The organism is Desulfobacterales bacterium (assembly GCA_034003325.1).
Lineage (GTDB): Bacteria > Desulfobacterota > Desulfobacteria > Desulfobacterales > JAFDDL01 > JAVEYW01.
Map to the genome: position 1 here is coordinate 273,281 of JAVEYW010000004.1, position 17,198 is coordinate 290,478.

Annotated in this window: 17 protein-coding genes; 8 read left to right on the plus strand and 9 right to left on the minus strand. The window is 55.2% G+C overall.

All coding sequences use genetic code 11. The annotated features are described in order from the left end of the window. The first annotated feature begins 575 nt into the window (after window positions 1–575). From RBT11_06085 to RBT11_06120, 8 genes are all read left to right on the plus strand, one after another. On the plus strand, window positions 576–1,310 hold the full coding sequence (locus tag RBT11_06085) for a TetR/AcrR family transcriptional regulator (protein ID MDX9786321.1): 735 nt from the start codon (window positions 576–578) through the stop codon (window positions 1,308–1,310). Between the two features lie 344 nt (window positions 1,311–1,654). Then, entirely contained in the window at window positions 1,655–2,827 is a 1,173-nt protein-coding gene (locus RBT11_06090) for an acyl-CoA dehydrogenase family protein (protein ID MDX9786322.1), read from the plus strand. 31 nt (window positions 2,828–2,858) lie between these two features. Then, the gene (locus RBT11_06095) at window positions 2,859–4,043 is read left to right on the plus strand and encodes a thiolase family protein (GenBank protein MDX9786323.1); all 1,185 of its coding nucleotides are present in this window, start codon (window positions 2,859–2,861) and stop codon (window positions 4,041–4,043) included. A gap of 26 nt (window positions 4,044–4,069) precedes the next feature. Then, a complete protein-coding gene (locus tag RBT11_06100) occupies window positions 4,070–4,933 on the plus strand; it encodes a 3-hydroxyacyl-CoA dehydrogenase family protein (protein ID MDX9786324.1) in 864 nt (287 codons plus the stop codon). A gap of 3 nt (window positions 4,934–4,936) precedes the next feature. Beyond that, the gene (locus RBT11_06105) at window positions 4,937–5,101 is read left to right on the plus strand and encodes a hypothetical protein (GenBank protein ID MDX9786325.1); all 165 of its coding nucleotides are present in this window, start codon (window positions 4,937–4,939) and stop codon (window positions 5,099–5,101) included. 7 nt (window positions 5,102–5,108) lie between these two features. Next, window positions 5,109–6,638 (plus strand): aldehyde dehydrogenase family protein, encoded by a 1,530-nt coding sequence (locus tag RBT11_06110; protein ID MDX9786326.1) that lies wholly within the window; start codon window positions 5,109–5,111, stop codon window positions 6,636–6,638. 12 nt (window positions 6,639–6,650) lie between these two features. Next, entirely contained in the window at window positions 6,651–7,778 is a 1,128-nt protein-coding gene (locus tag RBT11_06115; GenBank protein ID MDX9786327.1) for a pyruvate flavodoxin/ferredoxin oxidoreductase, read from the plus strand. Continuing rightward, entirely contained in the window at window positions 7,762–9,057 is a 1,296-nt protein-coding gene (locus RBT11_06120; GenBank protein ID MDX9786328.1) for a thiamine pyrophosphate-dependent enzyme, read from the plus strand. The genes RBT11_06115 and RBT11_06120 overlap by 17 nt, the downstream gene beginning before the upstream one ends. A 112-nt stretch (window positions 9,058–9,169) precedes the next feature. Here the strand turns inward: RBT11_06120 and RBT11_06125 are convergent, their stop codons facing one another. The 9 genes from RBT11_06125 to RBT11_06165 all read right to left on the minus strand — a co-directional run bounded on the left by RBT11_06125 (window position 9,170) and on the right by RBT11_06165 (window position 17,183). Continuing rightward, window positions 9,170–9,955: an SDR family NAD(P)-dependent oxidoreductase gene (locus RBT11_06125; GenBank protein ID MDX9786329.1), complete on the minus strand. Its 786-nt coding sequence runs from the start codon at window positions 9,953–9,955 to the stop codon at window positions 9,170–9,172. Window positions 9,956–10,006: 51 nt separating this feature from the next. Beyond that, window positions 10,007–10,750 carry an amidohydrolase family protein gene (locus tag RBT11_06130; GenBank protein ID MDX9786330.1) on the minus strand — a complete coding sequence of 248 codons (744 nt, stop codon included), beginning with the start codon at window positions 10,748–10,750 and terminating at the stop codon, window positions 10,007–10,009. Window positions 10,751–10,821: 71 nt separating this feature from the next. Then, a complete protein-coding gene (locus RBT11_06135; GenBank protein MDX9786331.1) occupies window positions 10,822–11,211 on the minus strand; it encodes a hypothetical protein in 390 nt (129 codons plus the stop codon). A 260-nt stretch (window positions 11,212–11,471) separates the two neighbouring features. After that, the gene (locus RBT11_06140; GenBank protein MDX9786332.1) at window positions 11,472–12,251 is read right to left on the minus strand and encodes a tyrosine-protein phosphatase; all 780 of its coding nucleotides are present in this window, start codon (window positions 12,249–12,251) and stop codon (window positions 11,472–11,474) included. 45 nt (window positions 12,252–12,296) lie between these two features. After that, window positions 12,297–13,802, minus strand: a complete 1,506-nt coding sequence (locus tag RBT11_06145) for a radical SAM protein (protein ID MDX9786333.1) — start codon at window positions 13,800–13,802, stop codon at window positions 12,297–12,299. Continuing rightward, window positions 13,799–14,557 carry an ABC transporter ATP-binding protein gene (locus RBT11_06150; protein MDX9786334.1) on the minus strand — a complete coding sequence of 253 codons (759 nt, stop codon included), beginning with the start codon at window positions 14,555–14,557 and terminating at the stop codon, window positions 13,799–13,801. Before RBT11_06150 ends, RBT11_06145 begins: the two co-directional genes overlap by 4 nt. A 3-nt stretch (window positions 14,558–14,560) precedes the next feature. Next, entirely contained in the window at window positions 14,561–15,322 is a 762-nt protein-coding gene (locus RBT11_06155; protein ID MDX9786335.1) for an ABC transporter ATP-binding protein, read from the minus strand. After that, on the minus strand, window positions 15,319–16,299 hold the full coding sequence (locus RBT11_06160) for a branched-chain amino acid ABC transporter permease (GenBank protein ID MDX9786336.1): 981 nt from the start codon (window positions 16,297–16,299) through the stop codon (window positions 15,319–15,321). The genes RBT11_06155 and RBT11_06160 overlap by 4 nt, the downstream gene beginning before the upstream one ends. Further along, window positions 16,296–17,183, minus strand: a complete 888-nt coding sequence (locus RBT11_06165) for a branched-chain amino acid ABC transporter permease (protein ID MDX9786337.1) — start codon at window positions 17,181–17,183, stop codon at window positions 16,296–16,298. The genes RBT11_06160 and RBT11_06165 overlap by 4 nt, the downstream gene beginning before the upstream one ends. Window positions 17,184–17,198 lie beyond the last annotated feature (15 nt).

Genomic DNA, 17,198 nt, shown 5'->3' on the forward strand with positions numbered 1-17,198 from the left:
CACTAGCCCGGGGTTGCGGCGTATGCCGCTACCCTGGGGAATCGGGTCGAACCCTACCCACTTACCCCGAAGGGGTTGTGTCAATCCCATGGAAATTATCCTTCCCAATGCCTTGACACAACCCCTTCGGGGTTGTTTATAAATGGGTTGGCATCTTGCTTTCCCAGGGTAGCGGCATACGCCGCAACCCCGGGCTGGATTATGCAGCCCCTATGGGGCAGTAGGCCCAGTCCATCGTCTCGACTGTTATTGCCGCGGGTGATATCGCTCAGCCCCAACAGGGGTTAGAACAAATTCACCGTGGTTTTCAACGGATTACCTATTGCAATTATCAATATTTTGCCTTATGTAGCGAATTCTTATCAACCAGCGGCGTCCGCCTCGCTAACCTCGCTGGTTTCTGCATCGGCACAATGGCCGCAGCCTCTTATCGGTGACTTGGCAACCACTTGTGCCGAGCGCTCATATGTGATTGCTGTTGCCCTGTTGTAAATCCTGCGTAGTGGTTGGCACGGCACCGTGTAGTATAGGCGACCCGGCGGGATCGCTTACCTCAACCAAGAATCGGAGCAAGGATGAACGCGCGAGACAACTTCAAGCAATTGGACAAGAGCCTTCGACTGCAGAGCATCATCGACACTGCCATCGACATATTTCACCGAATGGGGTACCGGGCCGCCACACTGGATAACGTGGCCTCGGAGCTGGGCATCACGCGATCGGCACTCTACCACTACGTCTCCAGCAAAGAGGATCTGTTGGCGACCATCTACCTGCAGACATCGGACCGGTTCTTCGCCAAAGCCTACGAGATCGGCGATTCCGACTTGAGCCCCCTTGAGAAATTGCATGCTTTCTTGCGGCACAACCTGAAGCGGATTGTTGAGAACCTCGCGATGTTCGTTGTATTTTTCAATGAGCAGGCCGAGTTGCCCGCCAAGGAGGCGAGCCGGATCGCCGAGGAGAAGAGAAAATACACGGCAGTGGTTGAAAAGATACTGGAACAAGGAATGGCCGAAGGCGTGTTTCGCCGCTCCCCCCCGAAGCTGATGGCATATGCGATTCTGGGTATGTGCAACTGGACCTACAAGTGGTATAAGCCCGGGCGGGACGGGCAGAGCCCGGAAGAGATCGCCGATCACTTCATTGCACTCATAGAGAGAGGCATTCTCGCCGACAAGAGCGGCCGGAGCGCTTCTTTCCAACGCAAGCGTAGAGAGGAGGCGCGTCGTATCACCGATGAACTGAAAGAGAAAGGGGAGAGGCTGAACAACTTGATCAGTGATCTCCAGACAATCCTCGACCGCTGAGAAAAAGCGGTGTTATCGATCCAGAGCGTTTCCCTTCGGTAGCGCTCGCCCCTTTTGAGGTCGTCCCGGCATCGTATTTCACAGAAATTTTTACCCGTCTCTCGGGCTCGCCTGCTTTTGCATTTTGGGGAATTACGCCCCTATTTAGTGCCCCCAATTTCTCGGACGCTCATGGAGCGTCCGAGAAGGAAAAAATGTTTGACACGTAAGCCGAGATGTGACAAATTTTACATGACAGACACGCCAGTTAAACTAACGGTCAAGTTAGACAGTCAGAGATCGTCCTTATGCACGTTGATGCCAACGAGCTTATGCCGTAAGGTCATTACAAAGGAGCCAAATTCATGAGCGATCAGTATGATGTTGAATTGTCCGAACAGCACGTCATCCTCCGCAACACGGTTCGAAAATTCGCCGATAAGGAAATTGCACCCCATGTCGACAAGGACGAGAACGAACATCGGTGGCAACGCGATCTCGTGGATAAAATGGCCGAGCTGGGGCTATTCGGTTGTCCGGTCCCCGAAGAATACGGCGGAAATGACATGGGGTATTTGGCCCATGCCATCGTAACGGAAGAAATCGGCAGGGTGTCCGGATCCCTCAGGGTCGCTTTCAATATGCAGACCATGGGAACCGCCATGTCCATTCTGAAATGGGGAAGCGAAGCGCTTAAGAGAAAGTACATTCCCGCGCTCGTTTCCGCGCAGATGATCGGCTGCTTCGGCATCACCGAACCGGATACCGGTTCAGACACCGTGGCCATGGCCACCACGGCAGTCAAGGATGGCGACCATTACATCCTCAACGGCCAGAAGATGTGGATCACCTGGTCACCCGTGGCCGACATGGCGGTAATCTTTGCGATGACCAACAAGGCCGCCAAACACAAAGGGATGAGCGCTTTTGTCATGGACATGGATTCCCCCGGGGTAAAGACGGCTCCCATTAAGGACAAACTGGGGCTATGGGCCTGCCCCACCGGTGAAATCATCATGGAAGACGTAAGGGTTCCGGCGGGCAATCTTCTAGGAGAAGAAGGGCGCGGCTTCGAGTACCTAATGAAGGAGCTCATCAGCACCCGGCTTTCCGCCGCGGCGGGTGCCGTGGGAACCTGCCAGGCGGCAGTTGACGAGGCCGTCAAGTACGCGAATGAAAGAAAGCAGTTCGGCGTCCCGATCGCTGAATTCCAGATGGTGCAGGAAACCATCGCGAGAATGGTGGTCGAAACCGAGGCAGCAAGGGCGCTGACCTGGCGATGCGCCATTCAGAAAGACCGAGGCATGGTCAACAACATGCGTGAAACAGTCCTCGCCAAGTTCTATGCTTCCCGAGCGGCGGATGAGGTTCCCAACCTGGGTCTGGATGTTCTGAGCGCTTATGGATATTCCAACGAATACCCCATGGCACGAATCCTTCGCGACGGCAAGGTATACAAAATTCTCGAGGGCGCAACCAACATCATGAAAATGATCATCGCGGCGGATGCCTTGGGAATAAAAAAGGCCAATCGATAGAACCCATCCATTATAATATCGGAGGCGACATATGAAAGAAGTGGTCATATTGGGGGCGGCCAGAACGATCGGCGGTCAATTTGGCGGATCATTTCAAAACTTGACGGCCCCGGAACTGGGTGCCGCGGTCATCCGTGAAGCCATTAACCGTTCCAGAATCGCTTCAGACCTTATCGATCAAACCATTTTCGGAAACGCCTGGCAGGCGGGGGCAGGACCGAACCCGGCAAGGCTCAGCTCGGTCATGGGGGGTATTCCCGTCGAAACCCCGGGGGTCTCGATAAACGTCCGCTGCGGTTCGAGCCTTCAGGCGTTAATTTTCGGAGCGCAGGCCATCAAGGCGGGAGACGTCGATACCGTTATGGTGGGGGGCACTGAAAGCGCCAGCCAGATCCCATACGGACTGCCGCGTGCCCGATGGGGTTACCGTATGGGGGATGGACAGTTGGTCGACCTGATGCATAAGGACGGATTCCGATGTCCACTCGGCGGCGGCCTGATGGGTGAAATCACCGACTGGCTCGCCGAGGAAAGAGGCATATCAAGACAAGAGCAAGACGCGTTTGCCGCGGAATCTCACAACAAGGCCGAGGCCGCTGTCAGAGAAGGAAAATTCGCAGAAGAAATCGCCCCGATTGACGTCAAGGTAAAGAAGGGCGACCGCATTCGGGTCGTCGATGAAGAGATTTTTCGCAAAGGGGTCACAGTTGAAAGTTTGAGCAAATTACCGGCGGTTTTTGTCAAAGGTGGAACCGTTACGGCGGGCAACGCGTGCGCCCTGTGTGATGCCGCGTCGGCCGCTGTGCTCATGGACAGGGAAAAGGCGGCGGCGATGGGGTTAAAACCATTCGCCCTGTTGCGCGGTTACGCGTTTGTCGGGGTCGAACCGAAGCACTTCGGTTTATCACCCGCCAAAGCGATTCCGGCAGCTCTCAAGAAAGCCGGCCTCACTCTCGGCGATATCGACCTTCACGAGTTGAACGAAGCGTTCGCCGCTCAGTATATTGCCTGCGAACAGGACTTGGACCTCGACCGCTCCAAAGTCAATGTCCACGGCGGCGCCATTGCCCTGGGCCATCCGGTAGCCGCTACGGGCACAAAGTTGCTCACGACGTTGCTCTATGCGATGAAACAACGCGATGTGACCTTAGGAACCGTGAGCATGTGTATCGGAGGCGGCAATGGCGTGGCTGCGGTATTCGAGCGGCTGAACTGACTTTTGACATCACGGGAGATTCAAATATGGCTGTCCAAAAAATTCTTGTCGTCGGCGCCGGAAATATGGGAGCGGGCATCGCGCAACTTTGTGCCCAGCAGGGTTTAGAAGCAGTGATTGCCGATATCAGCCTGGATCTTTCCACGAAGGCCAAAGCCCTTATAGACAAGGGCCTTCAGAAAAGGGTCGACGCGGGAAAACTGGCCGAAACCGAAAAGAAATCCATCGTATCCCGCATCTTGACGGCAGGGGATCTGAGTCCTGCCCGGGAGTGCGATTTCGTCATCGAGAGCGTCGTGGAGGATATCCAAATAAAGAGGAACGTCTTTGCGGAGTTGGACAATCTTGCCCGGCCGGATGTCATCTTTGCCACCAATACCACCTCGCTTTCCATCAGCCGGATAGCCGAGGCCACGCGGCGCCCCGATAGGGTGGTTCAGATGCATTTTTTCAATCCGCCCACGATCATGAAGCTTGTCGAGATCATGCCGGGGGCAAAAACCTCTTCTAAGACACTTGAAGTCGCTCAAACGCTGGCAAAACAGCTCGGTAAAGACCCGGTAGTTTGCAGGACCGAAGCGCCTGCGGGAATTGTCAGCCGGGTTCTCGGCCAACTGTTGAATGAAGCCACATGGCTGGTTGAATCCGGGGTGGCCGCGCCTGAGGATATCGATAAAGCCATGAAGCTCGGGGCCAATCATCCGATGGGGCCATTGGCGCTGCTCGATCTAATCGGTTTGGATGTCCATCGGGCAAAAATGCAGACGCTGGCTAGCGTCCTTAACGACCCCCGGTACAAACATCCCGGAATCATCGACCGGATGATAGAGGAAGGCTGTCTGGGCAAGAAAGTCGGCAAGGGGTTCTATTCCTATGAAGATGGGAAATGAAGTTTGAACCCATCAACCTCGGTATATGAAAAGACACCGGCGGTTCCGTTCATCAACAAGCTGTGCTACCCCACTGGCGGCCCGGCCCGGATGGATTGGGTGAAAAAGAACATAGCCGTGTGCCAGAATCTTTTCAAAGAAAGCCTGAAAGCCCTGTATAAGGAGTAGACCCGTTATGCAGCATATTACCCGAAAATTGAATCTTCAAGACATGAACCCCGGGGCGGGAATCGGGACTGAGTGGCTGGCCGCAAAGGGAAACCTATTGGCGTGCATCTCCCCGATAAACGGCGGGGCGATCGGCTCCGTGCAGCAGGCATCCGAGGAAGACTGCGAAAAGGTGGCCGGTGTTGCAGCCCGGGCATTTGAGCTCTGGCGCACGGAGCCGGCGCCCAAGCGGGGCGAGATTGTGCGCCAAATCGGAAATGCGGTTCGCGCAAGGAAAAAAGATCTGGCGGCACTCCTTAGTCTGGAAATGGGGAAGATTCTGACAGAGGCCGAGGGGGAAGTTCAAGAGATGATCGACATCTGTGATTTTGCCGTGGGTCAATCCCGGATGCTTTACGGCCTTAGCATGCACAGTGAAAGGCCCCGGCACCGGATGTTCGAGCAATGGCACCCTCTGGGGCCGGTTGGTGTGATCACGGCGTTCAATTTTCCGGTGGCCGTATGGGCCTGGAACGCCATGATCGCCTTGGTTGCCGGAGATACGGTGGTGTGGAAGCCTTCGACCAAGGCAAGCCTTACGGCTGTTGCACTGATGAAGATCATTGAACCGGTGCTCCGAAAAAATAAGGTTCCGCCGGGGGTGCTGAGCCTGGTTGTGGGGGGCCGGAAACCGGTGGGAGAGTTTTTGATCATTGACCGCAGGTTTCCGCTCATATCCGCCACAGGCAGCGTGGCCATGGGCCGTCATGTGGGGGAGACGGTCGCGGCCCGCATAGGAAGAACCTTGCTCGAACTTGGCGGCAACAATGCGGTGATCGTAACCCCCACCGCGGATATGGATTTGGCTGTGCGTGCCATTGTGTTCGGGGCCGTGGGCACGGCCGGACAGCGTTGTACCACGATTCGTCGAGTGATTGTTCATAAGGAAGTGGCAGATGATCTGGCCGCCGCTCTCATTCGTGCCTACAACCAGGTGAGAATCGGTGATCCGCTCAGGAAAGGCACACTCATGGGACCGCTGATTGATAAAAACGCCGTGTCCCTTATGCAACAAGCACTCAAGGCCCTGAAAAAGCAAGGCGGTCGAATACGCTGCGGCGGAGAAATCCTCTCCGGCGGGCTATTTGATACAGGCACTTATGTGACGCCGTGCCTATGCGAGGCCCAAAACCACTATCCCATCGTGCAGGAAGAAACATTTGCGCCCATCCTTTACATGATCGCTTACGACGATCTGGAAGAGGCGGTCAGGATGAACAACAGTGTACGCCAGGGGCTGAGCGCCGCCATCTTCACCCAAGATTTGCAGGAATCGGAATATTTTCTGAGTGTTAACGGCAGTGATAACGGCATTGCCAACGTCAATATCGGCACATCCGGGGCAGAAATCGGGGGCGCTTTCGGCGGTGAAAAAGATACCGGCGGCGGCCGGGAATCCGGCTCGGATGCATGGAAGACCTACATGCGCCGCCAGACCAATACCATCAACTGGTCTCGAGAGATGCCGCTGGCCCAGGGGATCCGGTTTGAGGTATAAAAGGGAATTTTCATGCGTTTTGTTGACGGAAACACAGCCGTGGCCATGGGGGCGCTGTTTGCCGGATGTCGTTTTTTTTCGGCCTATCCCATCTCGCCGGCAAGCACGCTTCTTTCCGCTATGATGGACAGGCTTCACGCAGCAGGGGGCATGGTCATCCAGGGGGAGGACGAGATATCCGCCATCGGTTATTGCCTGGGCGCCGCCATGTCAGGCCAAAAGGTCATGACCGCCACCTCCGGGCCAGGCATCAGTCTTTGCAGCGAGAACATCTCTTTTGCCATCGCGGGAGAGATTCCCATCGTGATTGTCGATGTGATGCGCCAGGGGCCTTCCACCGGGGCTGCGACACGGGGTGCGGACGGTGATATTCAGTTTTTGCGTTGGGGATGCAGCGGCGGTCTTCCGGTCATTGTGCTGGCACCCTCGGATGTCCGCGACTGTTTCACCCTGACTGTCCATGCCTTTAATCTGGCGGAACGGTTTCGCTGTCCTGTCTTTCTCGCTTCCAACAAGGAAATCGGAATGACCCGCGAAACCTTGGATATGGATACGGTGGAAAAGCCGGAGCCGGTGGAACGAACGCTTTACGAATCCGGGGAGGCGTTTCTCCCTTTCCGGACGGCTCCGGGCGAGGATGTGCCGCCGTTTCTCCCCATCGGAGGTCCCGTGCCGGTTCGACAGACCTCATCTTCCCACGGTCCGGCGGGCTTTATCACCAGCGATGCGCAGCTTATTCAGCAGGGGGTCACAAGGCTTCAACGAAAAATCGAAACCAACGTCGAAGCCTGCTCCTTTTATGAACTGGAAAAGCGGCCTAACGCTCAAACCCTGTTGATCACTTACGGTGTTACGGCCCGGGCCGGCCGGGCCGCCACAAGGACCCTTTTTGAAACTCGTGGCACTCCGGTCGACCTGCTTGTGCTAAAAACACTCTGGCCGGTTCCGGAGGATCTCCTGCGCGCGGCTTCCCGAGGCATGACCCGGATTCTGGTGGTGGAGATGAACCTGGGGCAGTACATTCATGAAATCCGCCGGGTCTTGTGCCATCGCAAGATCGAATTTTACGGAAAGATGTCAGGAGAATTGATTCGACCCGAGGAGATCATTCAGGAGTTTTCCGGTGCCCAGTCTGCTTGATCCCAAAAGACCGCCGGCCTTTTGCCCGGGATGCGCTCACACCCGGTGCGTGCGGGCACTCGATCGGGCATTGGGAGACATGGCGCTTAAACCGCATCAGGTGGTCATTGTAACCGATATCGGTTGTTGTGGACTCTTCGATACGTTTTTTACCACGCACGCATTTCATGGCCTGCATGGCAGGGCATTGACTTACGCCGCCGGCATCAAGCTGGCTGCCCCTCATCTGAAGGTGATCGTAGTGATGGGAGACGGGGGGCTTGGCATCGGCGGCGCCCATTTTCTTGCCGCTTGCCGGCGGAACCTGGATATGACCCTCCTGGTGTTCAATAACCTCAACTTCGGTATGACGGGCGGTCAGTTTTCCTGCACCACCCCTGCGGATGCTCAGGTAAGCTCCGGCTTTCTCAATACGCTGGAAAGGCCCATGGACGTTTGCACGGTGGCGGCCGCCGCCGGCGCGCCGTTTGTCACACGCTGCTCGGCATTCGAGAAAGACCTTCCCCAAGTGGTGACGGAATCCCTCTCATTCAAAGGGTTTTCCGTGATGGACATCTGGGGTCTTTGCACCGGACGGTACACTCGGCGAAATCCCCTGAAGCCGGAAGATCTGCACGCCGTCATGAGGAAGTTACCCGGGTTTCGAGGCCCTGTTTCGCACAACCAGCGGCCGGAATTCGAAACCCTCTACAAAGAAACCGCCGCCGGGGCTGGCCCTAAACCGGATGAGGAAGAGATACCTCAACGGTTTTCACCTCCTGCAGTTGCGCGCCGTGAGATATTGCTGCTGGGCTCTGCGGGTGGTGGTGTGATTACGGCTGCGACAATTCTTGCGCACGCAGCCATTCTCGCCGGCATGCACGTCACCCAGAAAAACGACCATGATGTAACGGTGATGCGGGGGCCGTCCATCAGTGAGCTGATTATCTCGCATGCCCCCATCGATTTCACCGGGGTGAATGCGCCGGATGCCGTTTTGGCGCTTTCACCGGAAGGCATCAACCGTAAAAAAGAACTATTCAAAGCCATGAATCCCGACGGGGTGGTCATCGCGAACAAAGGCGAGGACATCCCTCCAGCTCGTGGCCGAATCATTCAAGTGGACTTTAAAGCCCTCTGCACCCACAAAAACGATGTGGCCTTTGCAGCCGTGGTCGTCCTGGTCCGACAGGCAGGGCCGGTGTCCCTTGAGTTGCTGGAAGCCGCCGTCCGGCGGGCGTATCGTGGGAGACGGCTGGATAATTATATCCGTCTTCTAAAGCAGAAGAACCCCCCCTGAAAAGACATTGCGCGGTTTTACGCCGCAGGGGCATCGGCGGCGCCGTGAAAGAGCATGGTGCGTTTGACACGACCGGAATCTGAGCATGAGGCGCCGGAACGAGTGGTCGAACCTAATTGAATCCGCCCATAGCCGCCTGCAGGCAATTGCCGTTGATGCACCAGGATTCGGGCAGCGCGAAATACAGGATGGGATAGGCCGCATCTTCCGGCTGCATGATTCTGCCGTGATATTTCTCCATCACCGCATCCCGGGCTTTTTGCGGGAGACCCACTCGCTCGCCGTCAACGGACTCGTCCTGAGATTCTCTTACCCTGGTCAATCGGGTATCCACCATGCCGTAGGCAATGCAGTTACAGGTCACGCCAAAACGCTCCCATTCGTGCGCCACCACCTTGGTCAGCGAGATGATCCCGCCTTTTGCGGCGGCATAGTTGGCCTGTCCGGGATTGCCTCTGAGGCCGGACATCGAAGAAATGTTGATGATCCGTCCATTATGACCCGCCACCCGCATATACTTGGCTGCCGCACGAATGCAGTTGAAGGTTCCCTTAAGGCTGATGTCGACCGCCATATCCCACTGTTGATCGGTCATCTTGTGGATCATATTGTCCCGGTTGATGCCGGCCAGGTTAACCAGAATATCCAGCTTGCCGAACTTCTCGGCAGCGGTATCCATCAGTTTCCGGCAATCATCGGGCTGAGTAACATCGCCGATGCAATGGCACGCCTTTCCGCCGGCCGCATCGAGTGCATTGACGGTTTCCACCGCCGCACTCTCATCCACATCATTAATCACCACGGCACAGCCTTCCTTCACAAACAGTTCCGCAGTGGCCTTGCCGATGCCGCGGCCTGAACCGGTAATGACCGCCACTTTGTTATCCAGTTTGCCCATCTGATTCTCCAAATTTTATCTGAAATATGTTCTATGGTTTTGATGCCGGGGTCATGTATTCTCGGCGGCGAGCCGGCACCCTGATTCTCTCACCCATACGACCTTTCCGTCCAGGATGGTCATATCCACTTTCATGTCCAGGACGACCTCATCGTCAGATCGCAACAGATCCCCGTTCAACAAAATCAAATCCGCTGTTTTTCCAGGCGTGATGTCGCCCTTAACGGCTTCTTCAAAGGCAGCGCGGGCGGCATTACAGGTATAGAGAGCCAGGGCGTTCGGCAGAGAAACGCGCTCCTGAAGGTTGATTTGTGTGCCGGTTCGGGTTTTTCTGGAAAGGGCTGCATAGATGCCCGCAAAAGGGTTCAACGGTCCCACGGGGCTGTCTGAACCAGCGGCTACGGCCACGCCTGCTTTCATGAAAGACCCGATGGGATAGAGATCGGCGTGTTTTTCCGCGGGGACGGTTTGAATATATCGATCGCCGTTATCAAAAAGAAATCCCGGCTGGGTGACCACGTGGATGCCGAGCGCAGCCAGGCGATGGGACAAATGCGGGGGGCACAAAAATGCATGCTCCAGGCGATCCCGATGGTCCGAATGCGGCTTGGCGGACAAGGCCGCTTCAATGGCCGCGCAGGCGGCCTCAATGGCGCTTTCTTCCACGGCATGAATGGACACCTGCACCTCGAAGCTGTTCGCTTTGGCGACCAGCCGATGAAGGTCCTGCGGTTTCGGGTAAAGTCTGCCGGTCGTTTCGTTTAGAATAATCTTGATACCTATGAGTAAGGATATATTAAGGAAACGGCATGGGGTCTATGGTACCGATTATACCCTCACAAGGCTATATTTATTTACTTATTTATTTACCTGGAATACCGGATTGTCAACGCCGACACAACACCCCAAATCCAATTGAAGACAAAGACGGCCGCCGGAGTTAACAGCCCGAGTTCAATGCCACCGACCCCTTTTTGGGCCTTTGGAAAAACGATAAACAGTTGCACGATTGTTGGAAAGAGGCTTAAGATCGTGCCCTTATAGATCGGCCTGGCATTATACAGGGGCAAAAAAAACAACACCCCCCAAATTCCCCCCCAGACGATCCTCGGATACAACCAACCGGCAGTTAACGCCGGGGCAAGGGATACCCCCAAGGATCGGGTGATGCCCAAATCACCGAATAGCCATACGGCCAAACTGTTGACCACCGCTCCCAAACAACCTGCTGAAAAGTAAATCAGTAGTCTTTTCATAGCCTTATCTCCTTAAGAAATCAGAAAATACCTGATGCTGACTATTGCTCGCAACCCCCTAGGGGCGAACCTGTGTGTTCGCCCTGATTACGAAGGGCGAACACACAGATTCGCCCCTACAATGCCAACGGTCAATCGAAAATGCGCAATACATAAACGGTATATCGAAAAACCCGGTGTCCTTTATAACACCTTTTGTTCATGGAGTGATTCGGCGCACTCGGCGCATGCGTGAGCGAGCGCGTTGCGGCACGGCCCGTTTACTCAGTGAATTTCTCACGCAAAATCCTCACGTCCGATGGGTCGATTTTCAGGTATTGCGTTATAAAATTTTCGATACCGCCCGCTGCCGTTTGCACGGCATGCCAAAACGCATCAAAATATTCCGGTTGTGCGCTCAGCACGGGTTCGATAAGGGGTTTATCGGAGAACAGGCGTTTTGATCCCAAAAGGTATTCCAGACGCGCGATCCCCTCGGCCATATTCCGGTAGGCGCGGGAAGACAACAAATAATCCTCCAGGATTCCCTGTTTTGGCACCCCCAGGGCTGCCAGGAGCAACGCGGAGGCAATGCCGGTGCGATCTTTCCCCAATGAACAAATGATTAAAACGCCGGACTCGGTGGTTATCAAGTGGTTCAAAAAGGCGCGAAATATATCGGCGGAATCGATTACCAAAGAAGTGTAAATGAGTTTCATTCGCGCGGTAACATCGTTTGCGCTCGATGCGCTCGTCTCCAGAAACGTCATGAGGTGCCCGACACTTCCCCCGGAAACCCCCAATTCAACAATCCGCGGTGGGGAAGCTACGGGAAATTGCAGGGGGCGGTAACGCCTTTCCGCCCGCGTTCTGAAGTCAAAGGCCGTATCAATGCCAAGCCCTTCAAAGTGTTCTATATCTTTTGGGGTCTTTAATTCAACATGTCCGCTGCGAAACAGAAGATCCCCCCGCGTTGTTCGCCCATTGGCCGCCGCATAGCCACCCATGTGACGAAAGTTTGAAACCCCGGTGAAGTTGAAAAACCGATCAGACTGCAACATCGTTCGCCTCTTTTTATTTTAGTGATACCATATTTTCGACGGCGATCACTCTGAATTTTTCATTAAACCCGGTTGCATGGCCGCCAATCGGCGCTCTTTCTTATAATCATCGAATTTCTGATAGGTTTCCTGCTGCCACATGGGCGCGCCGAACACCTCGTGCTTAAAGGCGGTGATGCCGATCTTGAGAAAGTGTTTGTGATGGTGACGCAAAATCGGATTTAAGGAAAAAAAGGCCTTTAAGACTTCCTTTGGCTGCCAGTAGTACTTTCGGATTAAGGAGATATGCGCATCCGTGATCTCATCGAGATTCGGTTCTTCCTTTGTCGGCATGACCGCCTGAATCATATCGTATTTCGAATAATCTTGAACCTTGATGCGCCCGAGCCGCTCCATTTCCGCGTGAAACGGGGTACCCGGAAAGGGGGTCACCACATTGAGGCCGAGATGATCCACATATTTTCGCAAGAATTTCATCAGGTGAATCCGGTCTTTTTCCGTCTCTTCCCAGAGCCCGATCATCACGGTGGCCATGACCATGAGGCCATGGGTTTTCAGAATATGAAGGGCCTTTTGATTGACGTCAATGGTGGTTCTTTTATTAAATGCATCCAGAAACGCCTGCCGGCTGTGCTCGATGCCGAGCATGAACTGATAGACGCCGGCCTCTTTAAAGCCGGCCATCAGATCCTCGTCCCGGACAATGAGATCCGCCCGGGACTGAAGCCAGAAACGCTGGCCGGTTTTCCGGGCGGTCATCTCTTGAATAAATCCTTCCCCTTTTTCACGGGTCAGGTTAAAAATATCGTCTCCCACGTAGAAGATATCGCGGCGATAGGTTTCTTTCAGCAACTCGAATTCTTCCGCAATCTTTCGGGGGCTTTTGGATCGCCAGTTATGTTGCCAAAAAACAGCCTCCGAGCAAAAACTGCAATCAAACCGGCATCCTCTTGCGAAATTCACCAGAAAGCCGCGTTTGCCTTCGGACGGCAGCCCGACGTAGGGATGCTCCATGTTGTATAGGTGGTAGGCGGGCATGGGAAGCGCATCGAGATCGGCAATGAGGGGTCGCGGGCCGGTAAAAACAAAGCGCTCGTTTCCATCCAGATAGGCCAACCCCGGAATTCCGGACACATCGCTTTGTTTCTCGATGGCCCGAAGAAATTCATGGCAGGTAATCTCCCCTTCCCCCACGCAGATAAAATCGATGGCGGCGCATTGGCGAAGGGTTTCCTCCGCATTGAGGGACGGGTGCGCGCCGCCGGCGATGATCCGGGTCTTCGGGCTGACCTCCTTGATCAGCCGGGCCGCGTTCAGGGTGTCCGGCATAAAATAGGTACAGGCCGTGGTCAGGCCAACCACTTCGGGTCGCTCGGCCCGAATTTTTTCTTCCAGATTCCGCCAGGGATTTTCCGCGATCGTGCCGTCAAAAAACTCGATATCGAAATCGTTTTCAAGATAGGCCACCAATTGCAGGCATCCGGGACTGGGCACCCATGCCCGCAAAAACTCCCAGATCTTATGCGGCGGATCCACCAACAGAAATTTCATGATGTATCTCCAAAATAAAGTTGCCGGACAACGGCATTCAGCGGCCATTGTTCCGCCGGCGCCATTCCGAATACAAACCCGTCATCCATGATACAAACGGAATCGGAAAGTAACAGCACCGCCTCGGCATTTTGCTCTGCGATTAAGATGGTGAGTCCCTCTTGTTTCAATTGTTGAAGCGCCTTGCTGATCGTGTCCATCACAAGCGGCGCAAGCCCCAGAAACGGTTCATCCAGCAAGAGCATCGTTGGCCGCGCCATCAGCGCTCTGGCAATGGAAAGCATCTGCTGCTCACCACCGCTTAAGGTTCCCGCCTTTTGGCGGCGCCGCTCTTTGAGCACGGGGAAAAGGTGAAACATTCGATCCAACTCCGCCTTGATGCACGGCCCGCCGCCGCGATTGCGTTTCCCGGGAGGACCCGCGCCCAGAAAAAGGTTGTCCAGCACGGAAAGGGTGTGAAAGATATGCCTGCCCTGCGGCGCATGACTCAATCCTCTATCAACGATGTCCGAGGGGGAAAGGCCCGTGATATTTTCGCCATTAAAAAAAACAGCGCCTTCGGTGATGTGGCCATCCGCATCTTCAATCACACCGGAAAGGGTTTTAAACAAGGACGTCTTTCCCGCTCCATTTTTCCCCAGCATTCCGGTAATGCTCGCTTTTTCAATCGATACCGCGCACCGGTACAGCGCCCGGACATCCCCGACCACCGATTCGTACCAAAGCGTCAGGTCATTCACTTCCAACAACACCACGGGTCAGCCTCCCCAATAGGCGCGCATCACTTCCGGATTGCGCCTGATCTCGTCGGGCTTTGCCTTAGCAATAATCCGGCCCTGGTGCAACACCGCAATCTCATCCGAAAGCGTTGAAATCGAATTAAAATGATGATCGATCAGGATCAGGGTCATCCCCTGATGCCGCAACGTGATCAGCTTTTTCGCCAACCAGGCGATCTCGGTTTCGCTCAATCCCCCGAAGGGCTCATCCAGCAGCAGCAACCGGGGGCTCATGGCGAGGCATCTGGCAATTTCCACCAGGCGTTTGCTGAAAGAAGAGATCTGCGCCATCTTCCGGTCCGCCTTATCGTAAAGATCGAAAAAGTCCAGCGCTTCAAAGGCAAGGGCCAAATTACGATGTTCTTCCCGGTAAACCGAGGGAGAGCGAATTCCGGCCATCCAAAAGGAGACCTTTGTTTTCAGGTAGCGGCCCAGCAGAACGTTTTCGATCACGGTCAGGTTGCAAAATACCTGGCAGGTCTGAAACGATCGGGCCACCCCTTTTTTCGCAATGGCCACGGGCGAGAGCGCCGAGATGTTCTCCCCGTCCAAGCGGACCGAGCCGGCATTCGGTTTTTCAAGGCCGCTGATCACATCAAAGAGCGTCGTCTTTCCGGCGCCGTTGGGCCCGATCAGGGAGATGATTTGACCCGGAGCGACATTCAGGGAGACGCCAGCCAGGGCTTGAACGCCGTTGTATCGCTTTTCGATCGATGCCATCGAGAGAAGGGGCCAACTCATTTCTCGATCTCTTTTCGCCAGTGCGCGGGCGCCCAGATGCGGACCAAATCGTGCCATCTGGCCCCGATGCCCCGGAAAATGCCTTCCGGGAAAACCACCAGCAGCGAAATCAGGAGCAATCCCAGCAGCGGCAGGCTGTATGCCCGGTATGCGCCGAGCCGGTGCAGAAGCCAGGTCAAAAAAATCGCACCGAAAACCGACCCGCCCGGGCTCGTGGTGCCGCCGAGAAGGACCATCATCACCAGCATGACCGAAAGATTCAGCCCGAAGGATTCGGGGCTCACGGACGTCAGCACGGAGGCAAAAAGCGCCCCGCCGACACCGGCATAGACCGCGCTAAGCACCCAATAGCGTTGCTTGATGTTTCCAGGGTCCACGCCGACGGTTCCGGCGACCGTTTCATTTAACGCTACGGAAGCCGCGGCCTTGCCGTATTTGGAATGAATCAGGTTCCTGGCGAAGATGAAAAAAAGATACGCGATTCCCCAGACCCAGTAAAATTGTTTAAGGGGGGTATCCAACGGCACGCCGAAAAGGGAAACCCACGGAATATTGCCGATTCCCGAAACCCCGCCCGTCAGCGTGCCCCATTCGGTGGCAACCATCTGGAAAATCACCACCAGCCCCATGGTGGCCAGGGCCAGGAAATATTCCCGAAGTTTCAACAGCGGCCGGGCAATGATTCGGGCGAAAATGCCGGCCGCAACCCCTCCCGCCACCATGGCCAGAACGCCCGGCACACCGAAACGAACCGATAAAATCGCATGCGTGTACCCGCCGATACCAAAGAAGGCCGCATGCCCAATGGAAATCTGCCCGGCGACCCCCAGAAACAAACTTAGCCCCATGGCCGCGATGGCATAGGTTCCCGCGATTACCAGGAGATGCGCAATCAGCGTGCGATTGGTCAATAGCGGAAGCAATAAAAAAATGATGAGAAAATAGATTTCCATTCTCGTGATGTAGTGGCGTTTCATTTTCTGGCCTCCAACAGCGCGCGGGAGCCCAAAATTCCCTTTGGTCTGACGCAGAGAATCAGTATCAGCACGCCAAAGGCCACGGCATCCTTGTAACCGGCCGGAATAAACCCGACACTCACCGATTCGAGCACACCCAGAATCAGCCCGCCCAGCATGGCGCCGGTATAAGTCCCCCATCCGCCGATGATCGCTGCGGCAAAGCCTTTCAGCCCCAACAAGGTGCCCGCGTTATATTGGGCAAAATAAACGGGGGTGATGAAAATTCCGGCCAGAGCGCCCATGGCGGCGCTGACACCAAAGGCGATTTGGGTGATGCGGTTTCGATTGATGCCCACCAATGCGGCACCCTGCCGATCCGTGGAAACGGCCTCCATCGCCTTTCCGAGATAAGAATATCGGGACCAGGTGGAGAGAAGGGCCACCAGCAACACCGCCAACCCCAGTACCCACAGGCTCTGAGGGGAAACGCGAACCGCACGAAACAAAAGTACCGGCGTGTGGCTGGTAAAGGGCGGAAGGGCTTGCGGATCACTGCCAAAGAGAATATTCGCCGCACCCTGCAGAAAAAAAGAAATGCCGATGGTGACCATGATGAGGATCAACACCGGCTTTTTTCTCAAAGGCCGGATCACGGCAAACTCCATGGAAATGCCCACCATCACCGTGGCGGCCGTGGCAAGCGCGCCAGCCAAAAGATAAGGCATTCCCCGGTTCAGGAAAAAAACGGCACTCAGGGCGCCGATGGTGACAAATTCCCCCTGCGCGAGATTCAAAATATTGGAGGCTCTGTAAATGGTGATGAATCCAAGCGCAATCAAGCCGTAGACCGCACCGGTGGTCATGCCGGCCATGATGAGCTGAATCAGTATGCCCGTCGTCAATCACTCACCTTTTTT